Source organism: Microbulbifer sp. ABF4_107 (assembly GCF_056312215.1).
Window position 1 is genome coordinate 2,694,442 of sequence record NZ_CM149983.1, and the last position, 23,140, is coordinate 2,717,581.

Consider the following 23,140-nt stretch of genomic DNA (forward strand, 5'->3'; position numbering starts at 1 on the left):
ATCATTCCACTCGATGGGGGTTACTCGCCGGTAACGAGACTTTAGAACTTGCCCACCATATTGATAAACACGCCCTGGCTGTCGTAATCCAGATCGGTCAGATCGTCGGAGAAGTCAGTAAAGTTGTAGCCGATACCCGCCTTGAAGTTACGCCCCATTTGCCGGTACAGCGCGAGCAGTGCGCCGCTGCGGCTGTCGCCGGCTTCCGGCAGGTCGAGCAGGCGGCCTTCGATCAGCAGGTCCCAGTGATTGACGAAGTGCCAGTCCGCGCGCACTACATAGAGATGGGCAGTACTATCGAAGAACTCGGGGTCTTCCCGCTCCATACTCAGTTGCCCCAGGCGGTAGGCGTACTTGGCACCGACAGTCCAGCGCTGGGTGAGGTCGTAGTTGGTATCCACGGAGAAGATATGACTCTTCTGCACGAACTCGATGGCGCTGCTATTGCTGCTTGACGTTACCAGTACCTGATCATTGGTGGGCACATTGTAGAAATAGGTGTATTTCAACAGGGTGTTCCAGCGGTCGTTATCCACCGGGCGGTAGGCATAACCCATCACACCCTCGGTAAATTTACCGTCGTAGAACTGGCCCGCGGAACTCTGGCTGTCGGAATAGTTGAGCTTGCCAACTAAACGCCAGTCCGGGCTCATCTGGTAGCTGAGAGTGTTTTTCAGCAGCCAGGTCTTGCGTTCGTTTTCCAGCACACTTTGCGGATCGTCCTCGGTACCCGCTCCGTTCAGGGTCTGCATGTTATCCACGCGGTATTCCACCGCGCTCGCCACTCGCAGCTCACCATCGTTAAAGCCCATGCTTGCACCCATGGCACGGCGCTCGGTTTCCGCACCGGTGCGCGGATCTTCAAGGGTACCCGCCTCCAAGCTAGTGCCGTAATTCCATTTATCACTGGGCGCCAGGTCCACCCCAAGGGCGTGGGTAAGACCGGTGGAAACATCACCGTGGGTATAGCGCTCTTCGCCGTAGATACTGGTGGTATCGGAGAAGCGGCTGCGGAAGCCACTGTTCAGGTTGCCCTTGCGCGCGCGCACACCGGTATCGGTGCGCTCGTTATCCAGGGTGTAGTTCAGATAGAGATTGGTGCGGTCGGTAACCAGGAAGTCTGTTCCCAGGCGCGCAGCGGTGCCAGTGTCGCCACCGGATAATTCGCTGTCCACCGTCAGGCGGTCGCTGACACGGTAAGCGCCACCAAACCCGATGCGGTTGTTTTCATCGCGGTTGCCGGACACTTCCGCGGTGCGCTGCACGAAACCAAAGGCGTTCCAGTTTGCACCGGAGTCGTAACCGGCCTGGATCGCCACATCAGTTCGCTCACCCTGTTTTTGGGTGAGCGGTACAACCGATGAAAGGTCTTCCCGAGAATCTGCCCGCGCCGCGGCGGCAATACGCCAGCGATCAGTCAGGCGATACCCCAACTCCACATCGGTGGCTTCCGTCTGCAGCCCCTGCTGCTGTTCCTTGGTGTCGGTTTTAAGGCCCACATCAAAGCGCTCGCCAATGGGCAGGTTGATGGTTGCACCATACTGTTCGGTTTCGTGGGTGGCCAGCTGGCCCGGGCCAGAGAAACCCGCGTCGCGCTGCTGGGCGTAAACCGACATGGAACCGCGCGCACCGTCAAAGAAGTCGCCCATCTGGACGGCAGCCTCAACCTTGTTTGCACCGGCCTTGGCCTGTGGATCGATGGGGTTGTCCTGATTGAAACTGTAACCACCATCGAGAGAAGAAAGGCTTTCCAGCGTGTTGCCCTGACTCTCCGCCACTTCCACCTTCATCCAGGTACCGGCGGTTTTACGCAGGGTCAGATCGACACCATTGAGGGACGACTCATTATCTTCCTCGTCCTGCTGACTGGCGCTGACGCCGATGCGCACATGGTCACCGGCCCAGTACTGGGCGCGACCGCCCACCGCGAGGGTATCCAGGTCATCAAAACCCGGGGTGTATTCATAGCGGGCCACCAGATACTGAGGATTACCGTTATAGGAGCCGTCCTGCACGATCAGGTTGTCGTTGGCAATGGCCGACAGAGGACGGTTCAGCAGCACGCGGCCCTGTATGTAGTCCACATCGTAATCAATCACCGGAGTCAGGTTTTTCACCCCCAGCACCAGGCCGGAGTTTTTGTCCCGCACTTCCACACGCAGGCGCTCGGAACCGGTGAGAATATCCTGGTGGCGCAGGTAGTAGAGGGAGCCACCGGTACCCCGGTACTCATCGCGGCCAGCGATGGTGCCGGGTTCCGCACTGAATGCATCCACTTCAAAGCGCTTGTCGCCAAAGTCGGTAACGTCATCGGTTTCGAAGTGGAAGTTGGCCCCGTAGAGGGCGCGGTCGATCTGCGCCAGCTCGTTATCGGTGTAGGATGCCTTGAAGTTACCCCACAGGGCGTAGTCGTCGTAGTTTTCCAGCTTGATATAGAACTTGCCGGAAGTGGGCGCATCTTCCACCACGGTGGAATCATCGCCAAAGGTCGGGTAGTACAGATCACTGTCGAGACGGCGGAACAGGGCATCCGGCGTCTTTTCCATAAAATTGGTAAACAGCTCGTCGATTGGCCCTTCATCGGTATCCGCACTGGCGGAAAGGCGCCAGCCGTCACCAAAGCTGCCGCTGGTATAAAACGCCAGGCGGCCGTCGTAACTCGCGGAGTTGTCGTAGTGGGTCTGATCGCCGGTCACCAGTGCGGCCGGGCCATTGGTGTCGTCATGGGCGATGGTGAGATCCGCAATGCCCACGGTGAACCAGTCGTCGCGGTTGAACTCCAGGTCCCGCAGGAAGAGCTCACCGTTGCCCTGCTCATCCAGCACCGCCACTTCTACCGTATGCAGACCCTTGGCGAAAATTTCCTCGGCAACAAACTCGCCATTACTACTAACCGGAATCTCGCGCCCCGCCAGCCACACGCTGTGATTGGTCGGAATATCCGCACCGTTCACCAGCACTGCGTTGCCATTTACCGGGATATTCTGCTCGGACAGGCGATTTTCGCCGTAGCCCACCAGCAGCTCCTGCTCCGTGGTGGTCTCCTGTAATTGCGGCTCGAAGTTATCCACAAGCCACAGGGTCTGTGGGCGGGTTTCGTCGAAGCGCTGTTTCCAGTCGTACACCCGCAATACATATTTCAGTTTTTTCAGTGGCGCCTGGAAGCTGTCAAAGTCTGCCTGCCAGTCGCCCTCGCCATTCTGGTCAAGGGTGACGACGGCCAGCGGCTCGTCGCGCAGAGATTGCGCCTCCTCGAAAATCCGTACTTCGGCGCGGGTAATAAATGACGGGTAATTGGTGTAGCGTTTGAACGCGACCCGGCTTTCCACCAGCTCGGTTTCCGGGTCATCCGCGAAGCGGATGGTATTCGGGAAGGCAGTGACATTCAGCCGGGGCTGCATGGTCTGGTTATCGAAGCGGAACTGGATATTGGCATTGTCCAGTGCCACATCGGTACAACGCTGCAGGTCGGCAGAATTTTTGTGCGGGTCGTACTCTGGCGCGCCGTCCACAGTAATCCGCATCAGGTTCAACGCGTAAGGGTTGTGGGCAACCGCTTCCTGCTGCAAGCGCTCGATTTCCAGCCGGTCCTGCTCCGCCAGAATCGCCAGCTCGTCATACAGCACCTGCACTTCCACGCGGGCGCCGTCCATGTGGATAAAACCGGTCTGTACCACGTCTTTGGATTCCACGTAACCGCGGCCCTCGAACTCTACCTGATCGTCTTCGAGGCCGAGCTTTTCCTGTACCAGCTGCATGGTTTTTTTCGCACGCGCGGATGACAGCCCCACGTCGTCGCCATAGACCATGGCCTCGCGCCGCTCCATACGCTCGTTGTCGCTGTAGCCGACAAAACTCAGGCGCACATTTTGCTTGCTCGCCACTTCGTCCATCAGACGCTGCATCTGCGCCAGTTGTGCGCTGGTAATCTGCGGCTCACCACTATTCAGAAAAATCGGCGGCACTTCACCGGTGGGGGACTCGTGCTCAATGGTGATGGTTTCTGCATTGGCCGCTTCCGGGCAGGCCTGCACACCGTCGGCGGCAGTCTCCAGCAGGTCGTCGTACCAGAACTCCACTTCTACACGGTGATTCAGTGAGCGCCCCTTGGCGGTGTCGTTGGCTGCAATCGGCTGCGACGAGCCCTTGCCACTGCTGGTCACCATATAGCCCGGCAGATTCAACTGGTCCGCCACGGCCAGCGCCACCCGACGTGCTTCCGCGCGGGACAGAGCCATCTGGTCATCGTACAGCTCCGCCGGCCCTTCCGGCAGTGCACCGCCGTCGGTGTGACCGACAAAATGAATGGTGAGATTTGGCTTGTCCTGCAGGGTATTGCGCACTTCCTGAATGCGCCGCACAAACGCCATCGGCAAATCCGCCTGCCCCGGCTGCAACCGCAAGGGGGAAACCAGATTTTTCAGGCGCGCGCGCTGGTCGGAACCCGCGGTATAGCGCAGCTTACACACGGTTTCCTGGCGGCAGACCTGTACGCGATTGAGTTGCAGGGCCTCGGCGCGGCGCTGGGCATCCCGCGCCTGCTGATCCAGTTCGAAATAGCGCACCGCCAGCTCCACCCGCCGGTTCAGCTCGCGACCTTTTTCGGTGATATTTTCCGACAGGGGCTCGCTGTCTCCACGCCCCTCCACCACGATGGCCTCATCGGGCAACTCCAGCGCGGTTTGCAGATAATCCGCAATCAACTGCGCGCGCGCCTGGGTGAATATGGTTTTATCCGCGTATTCCGCCAGCTCATCGTCATTCAGCGGGCCGCTGTCGGTGTGCCCGACGACGATCAGCTGCATTTCATGGGCCGACTCCAGCTCCGCGAGTTTCTCGCGCAGCTGTTCTACAAGATCGGGATCAATTTCATCTTCCACTGCGCGGAACAGGAGCGGGGGCAGAATGTTGTTTTCCACAACCGCTTCTTCCGGCGCAATAAAGGTTTCCGCATCCTGCATCCACAGCTGCCCTACGGCCGGGATCAGGGTAGTTTCCGTATTGCTACCGAGCGGTTTCTCCGTGTATTCACCGGCGCTTTCCACTTCCGGCGAGAGCCCCGGAATCAAGTGCCACCAGGCGCTGTCAGCCTGGGTTTCTTCTTGCGCGTAGGCGACGGTGCTTACCAGTGCGGCAACGAGGACCGCCATTTTTTTCTGCGAAGGACGGAACATCACCGGGCACCTCCCTGATCTTCACTTCCGATCATGCGGTTAATACTGCGTTTGAACCCGTCCAGCACATTGCCGCGCTCGGGCGGCGCACCACGGCGCCAGAAAATTTCGGTTTCGATATTCAACGGATAGCAGCAGTCCAGTGCTGCCCAATCTTCGGCAATACGCGCCTTGATGGTTTCCAGTCGCGCTTCCACCAGTGCCGGATCTTCATTTTCCGCAAGGTACGACAGGCGCAGCAGCGATGGTGCTTCTTCCAGCCGCTCCAGCAACAGCTCGGTGCGGGACCGCCATTGCGGACGCAGCTCGGTAGAACCGGGCTCGAACACCGCTTCCGCCAGATCCAGGCGCACCACACGGTGCAGGCTGGTGCCGAAGTTGAACTCCAGCATCTTGCCTCGAGTGGCACGCTGAACCCGCGGGTTTTCCGTGGTCAAGCGGTAACCGCTTGGCAGACTGCGATCGTCCAGCTTCAGCACAAAGTTGGAGCCGCGATCCGGGTTCGGTACAGCCGCACAGGTAATGTGGAAACGCCCGTGGGCATCGGCGGTCGCCTTGAGACCATTGGCAGTCACAACCCGGGCACCGGGCACACCGCCCTCACCCTGATCCTGATAACCGTTCAGGTTCTTGTCATCGAAGACCTTGCCAATGACATCGGTACAGTCAAAGGTCGGGTCCGGAACCACACGTACGGTGGCCGACGCTTCACCAGAGGTTTGCTGGCCGGACAGTTCGTTAAACATCCGTGCACGGTTGACGTACTCCCCCTCACCCACACCGGAACCTACTACCAGCAGCAGTTTCAGGGTGTGAGTCTGCTCCGGCTCGGCGCGCAGATGCGGCCACTGCAGCTGCAATCCGTGTACCTGCGGCTCCACCGGCAACCCATCCAGGTTTGCAGAGCCGGCAACGTACTTGAAGCCAGCGGGGAAATAATCCACCAACTGCAGGTCGGTCAGCGGTACCGGCAGCGAGTTGTTGAAGGTAATGGTGTAAGGCACCAGCTGGCTGCGCGTCACATTCAACATGGCTGCGGTTTTGGTCAGTGCCAGGGCACCTTCCAGCTGCGGATCCAGTGCGATGTGGTTATTGAACAACTGGCTGCTACCGGGCTGATTGCTGTCGTCCAGATTCAGCCGCAGGTAGTAGTCCGTTTCACTGCTGCGCGCGTCGGCATCAATCGATGGAGGCGTCACAGACAACTGCACTTCACAGTGATCCGGAGTACCCGGAATCACGTCGGTCGCGCTACCGATACAGGCCCCTACATCGAAGCTGCCGGTATCCAGGCCGGTCTGCGGCGGAATGATCTGGGACGGCCCGGACACGTAGTCCTCGTTGGGCACATCCACTTCGATCAGGTAGTCCGCATTCACCGCACAGGCAGCACTGCTGAAGTTCACATCGAACTTGTAGAAACCACCGGTGAGGGTGACCTGATTCTGCTGCTTGGGATCCTCGAAACAGCTATCCGGCAACGGTTGCCCACTGGATGCGCCGAGCAGTCGGACGCGAGCACCATTCACCGGTGCACGCAGTACCGAATCGTAAACAACACCGTTCGGCGTAATCGGCAGATTCAGGTTCTGCGGGTTGGCCCCTGACTCCACATAGATGTTTTTAATCTGCTGCGGGCCGTTGGTGTAGTCGGAGCTGGCGGTACCCAGTGAAGCGGTGGTATCGACCGCATTGGGCGCAAGGTAGCGCAGCTCATAGCTGGCACCGGCCATGTCCGCGCCGTCCATGTTCGGCACCAGGCCATCGAAGACAAAGTACCCCTTGTCATCACTCTGCACGGTTTCGAGCAGGGCGTTGTTGAAGTACAGCTCCACACTCCAGTTCACCAGCAGCTGTTCTTCCGCATCCGCCGCTTCACTGAAGTTCACATCGTGCCAGAGGTAACCGGAGAGGTTTGCAATACCCGGGGTACCACCGATATCGATCGACACCGTGGCTTCGTTATACATTGCGGGATCGTTCCACTTCACCTGCGCGGTGTTCACCACCGGGTAACCCATAGCCAGGTTTTCACCCAGCTTGGCCTCAAAGCGAAGCGCGATGGTTTCCTGAGGCTGCAGGTCACCGTAATTGGTGCTGTAGTCCACGGTAATCAGCGGGCCATCCACCATCACGCCATCGGGCTGGCCGTTCAGGCGTGCGGAGTCTTCCACGTATGTGAGCACACCCTCACCGGCTACCAGCAGATCGTCGTAGATACTCACCAGGCTCGCGGGTACGGCGCTGATGTTGGTAACGCGGACGATGTATTCCAGCACCTTGCCGGACTCCGCCGCGCCACCACCAACAACCGCCACTTCCTTGGTAATGGAAAGCTGCTGGGCGTCGCCAACGACCACTTCGGTGGGCTGGGCACCATTGCTGCTGTTGCCATCCGCATCGGTCAGTGTCAGCGGCAGTTCGAGGCTGTAGACGTTGCCCTGGTTACTGATAATGGTGCCGCGTTCGGTATCGGCATTGACCATGACATCAAACACGATGGTGGCGGTTTGTGCGGTGGTCAGAACACCTTCACCTTGCGCGGGCAACGGCGGGGTCAGGTCTTCCGTGCTGATGGCAATGCCGGAAACCAGCGGTGAATCGGCACCGTCATCGGCCACAGCAAAACCATTGAGCGTGGTACTGCCAGCCACATAGGTGGTGTGCTCGGGCACCAGATCCACAAAGCGCGCCTCGGTGGCATCCTTGCCACCCATATTGCTGACAATAATGGTGTAGCGCAGCACATCTTCCGGATCGACGATGCCGGCGGTCATGTTATCCACCACCAGCTCCACGGTTTTCTGTGCGCGGATCAGCGGCACATTACCCACGATATCGATGGTCGGATCGTCGGCGACTTCGGTGGCGGGGTCGTCGGACGGCTTTTCGTCCAGCGGCATATTTTCGCCATCGGCGTTCACGCCGGCACCGGCACCATTGGCAAAGCCCTGGTTTGAAATCACCGTGCCATCGTTGACGTCATTGATGATCACATCAAAGGTGATCAATGCCGCCTGGGCACCAGACGCCGCCGGATCGGCCAACAGCTGACCGACTTCCGCACCGGGAGACTGGATGATCAGTGTCTGCGCCAGTGGCGTGCTGCCATCGATGTCTTCCAGGGCAGCACCGTTCAGAGTGGTAGATCCGGCAACGTAGGTGGTGTTGGCAGGCACCTGATCGCGCAGGGTCGCCTCCACCATGTTTTCGTTGCCGATATTTTCTACCCGCAGGGTGTAACGCAGTGTGTCACCCGGCACCAGGCTGTCCGGTTCGCCGGTCATGTCTTCGGAAATTTTCTCTACCTTGAAGACAGGAGCGGATTCGATAATGACCTGAGTTGGATTTTCAGCGCCCGGTGCTTCCGGGTCGGCCTCGCCATCGATATTCGGGTCATCACTCACCGCCAGCTGCTGGCCGTAAGCCAACACCCGGGACTGGTTCAGAACCGCGGTGCCACTGTCGATCACATTCGCCAACTGTACCTCGAAAGTTACGCGAACACTGTCACCGGTCTCTCCCTGTTGAGCCAGGCTGATTCCATCGATACGCAGCAAGCCACTGGCTGCATCGCCGCCGGTCGCATCGCTGTTATCCACGGCATCTACCGGAACATCGATGACCGTCAGGGTACCCGGGGCAAACACCATCTGCGTATTAAGAGTGCCGAGCGCATCTTCAATGGCAAATTCTGCCAGAGGAATCTCGCTGACATTGCTGACGGTGATGGTATAGCGCAGGGTGTCCCCCGGGCTTGCTTTCTCAGCGGGCGCCTCGCCGGTGGTGATATTGGCGACCTCTTTCAGCATCTTCAGCGTTGCACTCTGAGTCACCAGCGCGTGCGCATCTTCATGGTCGAGCACATCCGGCGTACCGTCGGTGGGCAGTGCACCGTAGGTTCGACGATTCTCACGATCATCGCCCTGGCTGAACCACTGCGCTGCGGCCACGTTCACCAGAGTCTGATCCCCCGCAGTGTCCTCATCCAGCCACGCACGATACTCGATCAGCATGCGCTGGCTCGGCTCGATGGCGACACCCGTCGTAGTAATCGTGAGGGTGCAATCCTCAAACACGGACTGGAAATCGGTATCCGCCGTTAACGCACGTACCAGGGTATCGGTGTCCGCATCGAATATCTGGATTGCGTCCACTTCCGGCGGCTGGGCACACATACCGCCCTGCTCTACATCCGGCAACAGGTCGACAACCGTGGTATCCCAGGCGGCGCTGTCACCTACATTGTTAATGCTGAGAATAAATTCTCCGGCAATACCTGCATGCAGAATTTCCGGACCCGATTTTTCCAGAGTGAGCTGCGGCTCAACCAGAGTCATCTCCGGAGAGGTATCCGCGAGCAATGCAGGGTCACCATCAAAGGTGCTGAATCGGTAACTGGCGGTGTTGGTAAATGCCAGACCAGCGACATTGGTTTCGCTGTCGAGCACTTCGACAATCAGTTCCAGCTCGATCTGCTCGCCGGCCGGGATATCGATACCATCAACGCTATCGACGATTTCCAGCTCGGTTTCGCTGCCGATATTTTCCGGTGTCCAGCTGCCGGAGCCGCTGATTTTATTCACCGCAATAAACCGCAAGTCCGCGGCGGAGGCCGTCAGATCATCGGTGATCTGCACCCCGTAGAGGGCAGTGTCGGCGGGCGTCGCGGGCACGGTGATGCGATACGCAAATTGCTCGCCAATCGTCGCTTCCGGCTGGGTAATGTTTTTATCCAGTGCAGCCGGTAACGGGCTCGTCAGCACCACGCTTACCGCCTCATCGAGACGATAGTCCTGACGCTCCTCGGCGAGACCGTTGGCCGGTACAGTATTATTGTCAAAGGAATAGTAAACCGGCAGGGTCACACCGTTACCCAGCGAAAGACCCGCACCGAGGGTGTCATCCGCTGTCACCGTGTACACCAGGCGCAGTGTTTCGCCCACCGGAATGGTGTAGACATCACTGTCGTCGAGATCCCAGAATGCAATGCCGGTGGCCGCATCAAAGGCCGGCATGCGCACCGGAAGGCTGCCACTACCGAGAAGCTCGATACTTTGCGTGGTCACACCACCGCCGTTTCGCAGCCCCTCTGGCAATAGATCTCGAATCTGTAGGTCGTACGCGGGCGCCTCACCATTGTTGGTGACCTCAACGGTGAAGGTCGCTTCCTCACCCACGGTGATTTCCGTATCGCCACCGATCGCGGTGGTGACCTCTACGCGACTGATTGCGAGTAGCGGCTGTACCGCTTCAACCGTCGCCTGCGCATTGATTGTACTGGCCGGACCGGACGGCAATGCGTAATCCAGCGCGACCGCGTTCTCCAGTGCCTGCCTGCTGGGTAATTGCGCCAGTACACTGCCGTTTTGCACGCGTACTTCGTAGACGATCTGCAGGGTGTCACTGGCCGCACTCGCGGGGTTGGTCACATCACCCAGGTTAAACACAACGTCGGCACCATTCACCGTCGTCGCACTCGCCACCGAAGCGGTTTCATCCGTTCCGAAGAAATCCGCACTGATCACGCTTTCAAATACCAGCCCAGTCGGCAGAGTATCGGTGATGACAACACCCGGATAGGTACCCTTCTGCAGGGTCGCCGTGACTGTGAAGCGAGCGCGATCACCGACACGAATACTGCCGGTTCCATCAAACGTATCGCTGAGCAGGTGTTTTTCCAGGCTGGTGTTGTCAGCGAGAGTCACTGCCGCACTGGCACTGTCGAGATAGTCGTTAAACACCGGGGTTTCACTACCGTCGCGTTCCCAATCGGAATCACCGGACACACTGGTCCAGCGCACTTCCGCATCGTTGTTCAGCACCTGACCGGGGCGGGCGTCGTCCCCCACTACCGCCTGATATTCCAGGTTCAAGCTATCGCCTACTGCGACGCTGGCCAGGTTCCACTGCAGTGTAAAACCACTGGTGGCATCGCCACTGACCACTGGCTCTCCCGCACTCGCCGAGCCCGCAACATATTCAAGCCCGGGGTCCAGTACATCGGTAACCACCAGATCGTAGGCCGCTGAGGAGTTCGCACTGCCGGCCTCGGTCATTGTCAGGCGGTAATCGAGTACCGTACCCGCGGTGATATCTGCCGGTGCAGACAGCACTTCTTTTTCCAGTGCAAGCTGTGGTTCAACAATCGTCAGTGGATCCGTGGCCGCACTGGTGTAGGTAACCCCACCAGTGCTGTAGCTGGCCTGGTTGATCACACTATCCCCGGCATTACTGTCGGCGCTGTTGGTCACACGCAGCACAAGTTCAATCTGCGCGGTCTGACCAGCCTGCAGTGTTCCGAGATCGAAGCTCAGGTCAGAATCGTCGCCACCGTTCAGCAGGTCGCTGGCGCTACCGCCGTTGATACTCAGTGTGGCCCCGACAAACTCGAACTGAGGTGCCAACGAATCCGTCAGAGTGACGTCCGTGCGGGCGATATTGTCTTCCGGGATGGTGATGCGATAGCGCACCTCTTCACCGATGGTGGCGGTGGGGGCACTGACCAGCACTTTTTCCGGCGGCATCGCGTTGCTGGGATTCTGCATCCACACAGACGCAACGGTGTCGTCGGTATATTGCTGGCCGTTTTCTGCCGGTAGCGACCAGTAGCTATCGACACTGGCACTGTTGTTAAACAACTCGCTGGTGCCGATATCCGCATGGAAACCGATGGTGTAGTCCACCGTCAGGCACTGATCCGGCAGCAGCGGTTCATCATCGTTCAGGGTGAGCGTAAAGCTGCCACCGACAGCCGGTTGTCCGCTAAAGGTGAACTCACTGGTGGCCGTACCATCGATCGCCACGGTAAAGACACTGGCATCCGACAAAGCCGTCTCATCCAGTTGCGGAGCCAGGGTGTCGGTAAGCTGGACGTTGTAGGCCGGGGCATCGCCCTGGTTACAAGACTGCAGCTGGAACTGCATGGTGTCTGCCGCCAGTACGACCAGATAGGGATCGACCTGGGTACCACTGCCGGCGCGCCCACTCAGGGTGTCGGTTTTGAGCAGAGAACTCAGCACCGGTTGGTGTACCGCAATCGAGGCAGTTGCCGCAGGCAGCGTTACCTTAGAGCCATCGTAGGCATCGAAACTCAGCTCCGCCTGGTTGTTCAGGGGACCGAGTACATCCTGATGCGCTAAAACATCGGTCACCACACGTGCACGATACACAATAGCGAAATCGTTATTGCCGTCATCGCCATCGACGGCGTCCACGTCACCGAGCGCCAGGTTCAATACCTGGCCCGCGCTCGCGTCACCGGTCAGATTGGTTACAAGCGGGTCGTGAGTGAAAGCGCCGGTATTTTCAAACGGCGCGCTGGTCTGTCCGTTGACACTGATTAATTCGACAAACTCCAACCCAACGGGCAGCGTATCGGCAATGGCAACGTTGGCCGTGATGCTCTCGTTCAGTGTCAGTGTCAGGCGATAGTCCACGGTATCGCCCACGCGAAGCTGGGCATCGCTCGCATCACTGCCATGCAGTACCCAACTGTCGGACTCAAACGCCTTAAGCAGCGCGGTATTGTCTTCCGCGGCAGCATCGGTGGTTTCGCTGGCGCTGACGCAATAGTCGTTTGGCGCCGCCGGGCAGTCTGCACCGGTACGCTCGTAGTCACTGTTGGACGCAACGTCGTCCTGCAGGGAGGTCCAGTCGGCCGTAATCTCGTTGGTAAAGGGACCACCATTGGCAGCCACCCTGGCCCGATAAGTCAGCACAAGTTGTTGGCCGGCAGGCAGATCGAGAGAACCGTCGCTGTTGCCGCGCCCCCAGACCAGCGTATTTTCGGTGCTGGTATCCGGCGTTGCTTCAAATCCACCCACAGGGCTGCCGCCGATGGTAACGGTGGGAGTAAAGCTATCGTCCCATTCCAACTGCTCCGGCAAGCTGTCTACCAGGTTCAGGTCATAGGCGGTGGCATTACCATTGTTGGTGAGCGTTACCACGTACTCCAGCACCGCGCCGCGGGTCAGCTGCCCCGGGGTAATCTGGGTTACGTCTTTGGTGGCACCGAGCGCCGATTCTGTCACGGTGATCGCCGGTGTATCCGCAGTCTCTATGACCGTGGTAAGAGATTCGCCGTGCTGGTAGCGCAGTTCTGCACCGTTTTGCAGGCTATTTCCTTCTCCACTATCGGTACCGGTAGTAGTGTCGTTATTGATCCGCGCATAGTAGGTGATGACGATTTGCGGATTGATCGCGCCTGCGGATGGCAAATCACTTTCCGATTCGGTAAGCACGGTACCGATATCCCACAAGACTTGGCCGCTGGCACCATCCACCGGCGCCGCTGCGCGGAACGCACTCTCGCCCACCGCCGTATTGCCATCGATACTGACAATTCCGATGAAGGTGTAACTCACATCGTAATTGGCATCGCGGGTCAGCACATAGCTGGCACTGCCGCTATTCAGCAGATCGCGGATTTGCAGGTCGTGGGTGGTGCCTTCCGGCAGGTCGACGGTAATCTGGAACTGCTTGTGCGCACCGATCTCCGGCAATACGCCAGGTGTCAGATCCTGTTTATTCATAACAACAGGGTCGAGATCGGCAGTGACCTGATTACTGTCAACGCGGTAATCATTCACCGCGTCCGCGCCGGTTTCCAGCGGCAGCTCACCAATCCGCATACCGTCCGCTGCACCATTGGCACCGATCTGGCCGGTACGCGCCGAGCCACTGTTCTGATCAATGGGGTTCAGTGCGGTACTGCGTGTGGGCAGCGACGTCCAGGCGGCATGCGCTGTATTCTCCAGCTGCTGTTGGGGTTGCGCACTGTCGTCCACCCGTACCTGGAAGGTAAATTCACGGGACTCACCGGGAAGCAGCGGATTTTCAGGCTCCCACACAAATACCGGCTGGTTCTCTCCGAATGCATCGGTATCCACCAGGGGAGGATCGGAGCCGGTCACGCTGCCGGCAATAAAGGTCATCTCGCTGTCGACAAGATCTTCCAGAATGCGCAGGTTGTAAAGCGCGGCGGAACCACTATTGGTTGCGTTCAGTGTGACGGTCACTTCGTCACCGGCATCCCGAGGGTCGGTCCAGCTTTTATCCAGTACCAGCGCCGGCTCGGTTACCCGTACCGCCACGCTGCCAAAGCTGAGTTCGGTCTCGTTACCCATGGCATCGGCGTAGCGCAGGTAGGCGGAATCACCGCTGCCATTTTCCAGCACGGTACCACTAGTGCCTTCGCCATTATTGTTGGAGGGAATGTTATCCACACGGGCAATAAAGCTGACCGGGAAACTGAACAGTGACTCGGAACCCGGTGTGGTCAGGGTGACATCGCCGAAATCCCAGGACACCTGGGTGCCGCTGCACACCGGGGTAATAATCGGCACCGGGCTGAGATCCGGACGGCGGAAGCCCGCCGCAGCATAGGGCGGTGCGTTCAGATCGATTGCAGGGGCATCTACACAGGTAAGGCCGTTCGGCAAGGTGTCACTTACCACCAGTCCACGCAACTGCTGATATGGCAGCTGACCGGTCAGGGTATATTCAATTTCCTCACCGATTTTGACAGCCTGATAACCGCCAATCATTTCACCGAGGGTAGTCTCGGACAGCGCAGTAATTTCTTTGGGCTCAACCGCCGGCGTAATAAAGGTAATCGACGCGTCGGCAGGGCCGGCGGCGTACACCCGGGCACCGCCTACATCACCATTTCCACGCAGCTCTACGGTCTGGTTACCAAATTCATTGCGATCGCTTGCATCGCCGCCTTCGAGGGTATCGTAGTCGATCAGGTAGCCACTTTGCAGCGTCTGGTTAGGCGCAATGCGCTCATCCGGGTTGACCCGGTAATAAAGGTTTACGCTGCGATCATCTTCCGCGCTACCGGTGCCGCCGTTCAGTCGGCGAAGGCCATTATTGGCCGCGCTGCCCAGTGGTGCGCCGCTGTCACTGTGTGAGTGGGAGAACACCAACGTCGCGTCCACGCCATCATTGGGTGTGTTCTCGATCAGGCTCAGGTGCTCGCCGTCTTCATCGATCAGTCCGTCGCCGTCGTTGTCAATTCCGTCACTGGCGGGGTCAACTACAACCAGCAAGTCCGGCACGGTATCGGTTACCACAAAGTCGTAGGCCGGAGCGTTCGGCTCGCCACTGGTTTCATTGGCATTGACGAGCCGCAGGCGCACAACATAATCCCGCGAAGTATCTGCACCCGTCAGGTTTTGTTGCCAGCCGCCGGAACAGTCGCCGGTGGAGGAATTAAAGCTACCCACTTCACAGTAGGTTTTTGTTGGAGTGATTTCGGGCTCGGTCACCACAACATCAACGCGGCGAATACGCTCCCAAGGGTAACCTACGATATTGCTGCCAAAGTCGAAGTACTCGTCCTCACCAGTATTCTCATTGTGGTAGGCCGCCTCGAAGCTGGAATTCAGGATGTTATTGCGATCCGCGCCCTGCACATTGGGCGCGTTGCGGTCATTAATCGCTTTGTTTTGTACCCGAGTAGTGGCGTTGACGTGGAACCACTGGTCGATGGTGGTGATGTAATCATTACGCCCGTCACTACCCGGCTGGTTACCGCTGAAGAACCAACCAAAGAGCCCTTCGTCTAGCGGGCCTTTGCTGGGCTGGTTGGGTGTCGAGGTTGCACCGGCGATCTGCAGGCCGGTTTGAGGCTCGGTATTGGAAACATAGGCGAGACCATCTTCCACCTCATCCTGTACCGCGACATTGCTCACACCAATAAATGAGAAACCGCGGGATTTGAAGCCAAACCAGCCACCGGTCTGGATCCGGTTGGTACATTCCTCACCGACCTGCACCAGCTCCCGCTGTTTACGCGCAAAATTGGGGTAACCGTCGGACATGGCACTATCCGGCAATGCCGCATTGCGTGTCGCAGGGCTGGCCTCGTTACACTCCCCCAGTGTGGGGATCACGCCATTGAGAGCAGAAATATCACCGCCAGTGGTACTCCAGGCTACCTGATCTTTTAGCAGGTTAAAGCCAATACCACGGGACCAGTTTGCATCGAGGGAATACAGGTTGCCACGATCTACCTCGCCGTCGCTGCGCGCATTGTTTTGGCTGGCATTGCCCGGTTGCGGGAACCACAGCGGCTGATCATTGTTGATTGCCGTTGGTGTATTGGTGGTTGTATAGCTCTGAACAACCCGATTATTGGTGTTGCCTCCGGAGTTGCTCATGCTTACGGTAGGATTGGCCAGATCCAGGCTGGCTACCGTCCAGATTTCACCAATGGCGTCCACACGGAAGGTGACATCGTCTTCCAGGACTCGCGCTGGATCTGAAGATTTACGCACCTCGAAGTGGAATTCGACCGCATTTCCGGCACCCGTCGCAAGCACGCGATTGAGCGGGTTGCCGTGGTTCGCGTAGCAGCGGTAAACCGTGCCGGTCGTGGTCAGAGGCAAATGCAACTGACTTGGATCCCCAGGCGGGTTCACCACCCAGGTTTTATAAGGATTGGGCTGCGGCACCGGCGAGCCGGTTACGCTTGTGATGTCGCACTGCCAGTTGCCATTTTGCTCATCCACGGTCACCACTTCGAGAGTGGGACCAAAACTGATAAACACACTGGCATCACGGGCGTCTACACCGCCATTGTTGGTGGCACGCACGCGCAGCGGTGTGGTCTGGTCCGGGTCATTGGTAACAATAAATGACTGGTCGAGAATTTCGACATCGATGTCTTCGGGGTTGAACACAATGTTTGTGCCGGCGGTGTTATCCGCCGGGCTGCTGCTGACACCGTTGCCGGTTAGGTTGTATTCCTGAACCCCCTGGGAGTTGCACAGGGTTTTGAACTCCACCTCCAGATTATTCTGCAGGCTTGAGGAAAGTGCGGGCGGATCGGTGGGTTCCGGCCGCTGAAACAGATCCACGCTGGGGCTCTCGGGAACCACATCCAGATCGGCTGCGCGGTCGAAGTGCTGGGGGTCTTTGTGAACAATGGCAAAGCGGATAACCACCACATCACCATGACGCATCAGATCGCGATAGGTTTTACCGCCGTTATAGTCACCGGCAGGATTGCTCTCCGTATACTGGGTCGAGCTAGACAGTTTGAATTCCGGGGCGGTATTCAACAGATAGTCGGTATGATTACCGGTATCAACCGTATCAACACCGTTTGCCGGGTTGACCCACTCCAGGCTATCCACCCGGCCGTCATACTGTCCGTACAGTGAACCCTGCGTATAACCGTTATTCCCTGTGGGACGGAGTAATTGCGGCGCATAACTCGGGTCCAGTACGTAGCCTTCCGGCAGCTGATCGCGAATATGATAGGCCATGCCATTGTCAAACCAAACGGTACCACCACTCTGGTTGGACAGGGTGATGGTCATCAGGCCACGCATACCCACCGTGGCACTGCCGTCGATACCGGTAAGCGTGCGCTCCACTTCCAGCGCGGTTGCGCCACCGGCAACGGAGCCCTGGCCATACCAGAAACGGAGCTCCGAGGTTTCCTCACCCAGACCGGGGTCGATGCCGCCCGGTGGCGTCTGAACCGCACAGCCGAACTGCACATTTTCCAGACTGTTGATCAGCGGCGCGCCGCCTACACAGGACGCATCCCCCTGCAATTTGCCAACCAGATAAAGGTTGATTGAGTCGTCTTCGGCGATATCGATGGTGCCACTGGACGACCCCGGTGTTTCCGCCTCTACGGTTCCTGCATAGGGCGAAGGAATATCGTCACCTTCGCCAAATGGCGGTGCCACATCCCAATTGTCCAGCACGCTACCGGTCAGGTTATCGGTGGCAATACAGTTTGTGGGGCCGCTCGGCACACCGTTATTGGCCGCAACGGCGTTCGCTTCCGAGGCACTGGGGCAGACGTAGTGAACATTGGCGACATTACTCCGAGAAAGCACGTCGTCGATACGCAGGTCCTGTAAAGGCGCACGGGCATTGGTGCCGTTATTGGTGATATTGAGGCGCCACACGATATCGTCATCGCTGTGGCCATAAACGGTGTCGCTGCGGGTGTTCTCACGCTGGCCGGCGTCGTAGTTCCAGCCCTGCTTGTCAACCTGCACGAATGGCTTGTTGATATAGATCCGGTCGGTGCTGGTCAGATCGCGGTTGAAGTTGCTGATTTCGTCCGGAGTTTCAGGAGTACAGTCGATAGCCGTTCCCGGGTAGGCCGGATATGCGGGTGCCGGGCGCTCCCAGTCAGTCCAACCACTACCCCAGTTTATCGGGCAACTACCGCTATTTGTCGGAGCGCGCTTCGCCTGCCCACCCGAGGTACAGCTATCCGTGGTTACATAGTTCAGTTCGGCGGTAACACCGCCGATGAAATTCCCTTCATCATCCAGCTGTTCAGGCCCATCATCATCTACGAGAGGGCGATGGATGGGGATAAGCACCGTCATGGTAGTCGGGCTATTGCCATCTGGCAGGGTGGGCAGCCCACCGATCCGGATCTCCCAGTTACCCCCGTTCTGAGATTCGCTCACGCTGCCAACATTACCGCTGCTTACCGCCCCAGTAACCGTGACATTGACCCCGGTATACAGTCGTATACCGGCATCGACTGGAATGCGGACAACCAGACCATTGCTGTTGTCAAAGTTCATATTGGGGTTGGCAGAGCCGTAATCCCCGTTACTGGAATAGGTGTAATAGTTACCGGAGCGGCGGCGATACTCGCGATCAAACCAGGATCCTCTTTGCTCTTCCTCCCGAGTTTGCTGCAGTCCGGATGTGTTGTACGCAAAGTCATCCCCGCCAGCACGGTACGGGTTGGTGATATCCACCTCGATAAACCCGTAACCACAGAGATCACAGTAAGTGTTGTCCCTTCCTCGCTGGATATTTACCAGCTGCGCGTCTGCACTGGGGTTGGCCACACAATAGCTAGTCGGCGCCGCCCACACCTCTCCGGATATCGAAGCCAGCAGCAAAACTGACAGCCACAGCCGCACGGATTGCCCCAGTGCCGCAATTGCATTTTTGAAAGTGTTTCGCCCTGTTACTTCAGACTTCATTGCTTTCCGCTGCCAGTCAGTTTTATTTTTTGCCAACTGCCGCACAGGCGACAGCACCGGGGAAGGAGCCGGTCGCGGAACTTTATTGGAAGGGAGGGATCAGCACCGTGAAGCAAGTCAAAATTGCTGCGCGGTACTGGGACGTTTTTCCCGATTTGCCAAGTAGTTCTCGGGAAAAGTTGAGGTAGATTCTTAAGTGTTCACAGTGCGCTGGTTATGAATAGATCGATTGGGAGATAGGCGCATTGCGCGGCTGCCTCACACAACTAAAATTGCACTAAATTTGATCAATCCGTTTTGTAGCGGCCTTCCCGGTATTCCAGCATGGTCAGTCCGTCTTTGTCGACGTCAGTCGGCCAATTAAAGGGCTTGCATTCGGGGGATACGGAATACTCGCCCTTGCATGAGGATTTTGCCTGATCAATCTCAGCCTGGAACTCCGGAGAAGGCTCCAGACGAATGCTGGCTATGATGTTGTTTATTAGGTCGAGCATTGGCTGGGGGCTAATTTTTGCATCTACAACCTCCTTTTTACCTACACAACTACGGCTGTAGTCAAACTCTAATACGGCTAATCTATCTCGCGAAACCGGGAAGAACAATAAACGGCTATGTGTCAAGCTTTTAAGATTCTCAACTACATCCAACAGTACTGCTGGCACTTCCAAGCTGCGCATGGGTTGCCAGTCAACAGGTGCCTTATAGTAAGGTGAGCTCTTTTGCTGGCCATAGACTGCATGCCCGTAACGAGCTGTCAGATAGCCCAATACGGCTGTCTCCAATGCCGGCGGATACAGAAAATTCAATTTCGAGCTATCAGATGCAGTACCAATAACTCTTACCGAAAATCCTACATCACCCATGTAACCGGTAAACCAAGGTCCATAAAAGCCCCAACGCCGCCAGCAAACGCTTACTTTTCGCCAACTGTCACTGGGAACTAGCGAATCTCCTATAGAGGTTAGGTGACCAAGACTATAGCTTTTCTGGACCCGATACTCCTCTACCGGAAATCGTCTGGCCGGGGCATGGCGTGGCGCACGAAATTCAAGCGTGCAATGAGGAAGGTGGACACGCTCAATTTTTGCTCGATCAAACGAGGGGCCTTGAGCCACACATTGTCCTTCATACTCTCTCAACTCTAGCGACGAATATTTAATAATATCCAGCATCAGAATTTACTCGCTATTTCATTGTACTTCCGAGGCGCCCAGGCCTTTAATGCTTGTTGACCAAGCTTGCCCGCCGTACCAGCAACGCCAACAGCTGCACCCAAGGCCGCTAAGAAGGTGCCGGCAGCGGGAGCGCTTACTGCAAGGCCCGCCAATCCAGCGGCACCAGCCACAAAGCCTGCAGCCTTGTGTACAGTAACACCTGCGCACACTGTATCAGTTGCTCGATGAAGCAAGGTATAACTGCCTTTTTCTATTAACCGGCGCTCTTTAGCTAATCGGAGATTGTCGCGATTTCCAATATAGTCTAGTGCGTTGGAATCCTTAATGTCGCGATCCAATTCCAGCCCTTGAACTTGGTGCATCGCCTTTAAGGCTTCGTTTGGAGACGTACTCGGTCGATACATAAAGGCAGTGTGCCCATTGAGCCTCACCTTCCTATCCGCGAGAATTTTAAATGCCTGAGTCAGAACACCGGAGCCACCAAACTCAGAAATCCAACGTACATCTTGAACGTCCCTCGCCATATACATACTACGTGCGAGTAGCAGAGCTGACTCGTGTAGACGTTCATTATCCAGCGGATTTATAGCGCGGTTATATCTTATAACGCCACCAATGGGCTTGTTTCCGGGGGTGAAATGGAGATCGAAGCCACCACCGGGACCACCAAACTTGATCGACCGAGCACCCCCTGAAACATTAGCCACCCGACCACTGCCTGAGAGCGCACCCGCGGTAGATCGCACCGCCTCCTCTGGGAGTGAGTATCCGGTATCGCAAACAGCAACAACGCGCTGAGGACGCTTGTCAACCTCACCGTTATCGCGGTGTCTCGTTATCCAGCGCCCCTCATTGAACTTCGCGTCATATAACCCCGGCGCCTGCCCATCCTTTATCAACTCCCCATAACTCAAATCCGCTTGAAAATGCAGCAGTTTATAGCTGTCATTCTCGAGCTTCTCCGCCGTGACCCGGCACCCCGGAAGAATAATGACAAACTCTTCGGTACCACCACGATGGATACAGCCAGGTTTGACGAAGATGCTTTTCTGGCTGAGGCGGCCAGCGGCCAGCGGCCAATTGCTTGACGCCATTGACACTCATCTGAGCCCAGTAATTGCCTTTATTGGCAAGTGAGACCAGCGAGTTCCAAATGGGCTCGGCTTGAGGTGTGATGGTGATGCGTTTACCGAAATCGCCTCCGGCGATCAGCTTATCCGCACTGACGGGGTGGTAATTGAACATCCGACTGAGTCCCTGTGATTCCGTGTTTTCCTACGCACCAGTCATTGGTGCAATCACGAAATACTACGTGGGTTCAGCCTGCATTCCTATAAAACAAACGTACCATTTAAGCGCTTCTCTACGCACCAAAAGCTCCTCTCCACAGTTCCGGAAAGGAGCATTTCGGTACGCCGACGACTACGCCGCCGGCAGGAAGTCGATCGGGTACAGGATGGTGATGGTAGGCACACCCTCCTTGGGTCCGAAGTTGAAGCGTTTCACCCGCGCAACAATTTTGCTATCCAGGGTGGGCGAGTCCATATCACTGTTCTCAACAGAGGCAAGCGACACGGTACCGTCCGGTTCGATAGTGATTTTCAGCACCATCTTACCCTGCAACGCGGGGTTGTTACGCAGCTCGCGGTTGTAGATCCGGTAAAGCGCCGACTTGTAACGGTCGAAGACAATCTGGATCTCTTCGTCGGTACGAGACGGCCCTACACCTTCGCTGAGCGGGCGCTCTTCGCCGGCAAAGTCACCTTCGGTACCAATTCCACTGGATACCCGCGAGAAGCTGACACCGTCCAGCGCCGTTCCCACACCACCGGCATCACGGCTGAGGGCTGAGGTATTAATACCATCGGAGCCTGCTTTTGCCGCCGAGGTGATAAGTGAACGCTGACTGCGGCTTTCCTGCTTGCCGGCAGTGCTGAGTTGCGTCTGCTTACCGAGCCGGTTGTCCAGATCGTCCTCGATAAGATCCTGGAAGTTATCCTTGAAGGCCAGCAGGCCTGCGCGCTCGACTTTCTTGCGCACCTGCTTTTTCTCCACATTCGACGGCTTGGGCTCTTCCTTCGCCACCTCCTGCTTGGGCTTCTCAGGCTCTTTCTTTTTCTCTTCCGGCTTTTTCACCACCTGCTCGGGCGGCTTGGGCTTGGGCTTTTTCTTTTCCAGTACCAGTTTGGCCAGACGCTCAGGTACTTCCACCACCTCGTTTTCATCGGGCTCCGGCAGCTGCCAGATATGTACGCCGAAACCGAGGAAGCAGGCCAACAGCAAACACGCGAGCAGGCTGATACGGAAGCGACGCTCGTCCTCGCCACTGGTATTCCAGGGCATGGTGCCATCGCGGAAGGCGGACTGCTCCAGCTCCCTGGTGACTTCATACTCGTAATGGACGTCCTCTTCGGCCTGGCGAATTTCGCGGAACTCGGCATCCAGGTCAAACAGGTCGTCACGGCAGTCCTCAATCTGATCCTGCAGCTTTTGCTTGCGCTCATGCAGCAGGTTCATGTTGGCGTGATAGATACTGACGGTTTTCTGCAGGCGATGGATCAGCGCCTTGGAAGCGTCCTGCTTGTAGTGCTCTGCCCAGAACAGATCACCGGCACCAGCCTCCTCCAGTTTGCCAAGACGATCTGAAATCTCATCCAGCAACTGGTGCTTGGCTTCATCCCGATGCAGCGTGTCCAGTTTGCCATCAACCTGGTCGCACTCCGCCTGAAGCGCCTCCAGCTGCTGACGAACCGCTTCCTGCTTTGCGGTCAGTGCCTGTTTTTGTTGATGAAAATTATTCACAAACGCT

Annotated in this window: 5 protein-coding genes; all 5 read right to left on the reverse strand. The window is 57.3% G+C overall.

Features of this window, described 5'->3' with window-relative positions; genetic code table 11:
* Window positions 1–41: 41 nt before the first annotated feature.
* Window positions 42–5,174, reverse strand: a complete 5,133-nt coding sequence (locus tag ACYX4K_RS11115; protein ID WP_475092062.1) for an OmpA family protein — start codon at window positions 5,172–5,174, stop codon at window positions 42–44.
* A complete protein-coding gene (locus tag ACYX4K_RS11120) occupies window positions 5,174–19,156 on the reverse strand; it encodes an isopeptide-forming domain-containing fimbrial protein (protein WP_475092061.1) in 13,983 nt (4,660 codons plus the stop codon). Before ACYX4K_RS11120 ends, ACYX4K_RS11115 begins: the two co-directional genes overlap by 1 nt.
* 287 nt (window positions 19,157–19,443) lie before the next feature.
* The gene (locus ACYX4K_RS11125) at window positions 19,444–20,328 is read right to left on the reverse strand and encodes a hypothetical protein (protein ID WP_475092060.1); all 885 of its coding nucleotides are present in this window, start codon (window positions 20,326–20,328) and stop codon (window positions 19,444–19,446) included.
* Complete coding sequence (locus ACYX4K_RS11130) at window positions 20,328–21,425, reverse strand: hypothetical protein (RefSeq protein WP_475092058.1); 1,098 nt, start codon at window positions 21,423–21,425, stop codon at window positions 20,328–20,330. The genes ACYX4K_RS11125 and ACYX4K_RS11130 overlap by 1 nt, the downstream gene beginning before the upstream one ends.
* Before the next feature lie 328 nt (window positions 21,426–21,753).
* Window positions 21,754–23,133 (reverse strand): TonB family protein, encoded by a 1,380-nt coding sequence (locus ACYX4K_RS11135; protein ID WP_475092057.1) that lies wholly within the window; start codon window positions 23,131–23,133, stop codon window positions 21,754–21,756.
* Between the last annotated feature and the right edge of the window lie 7 nt (window positions 23,134–23,140).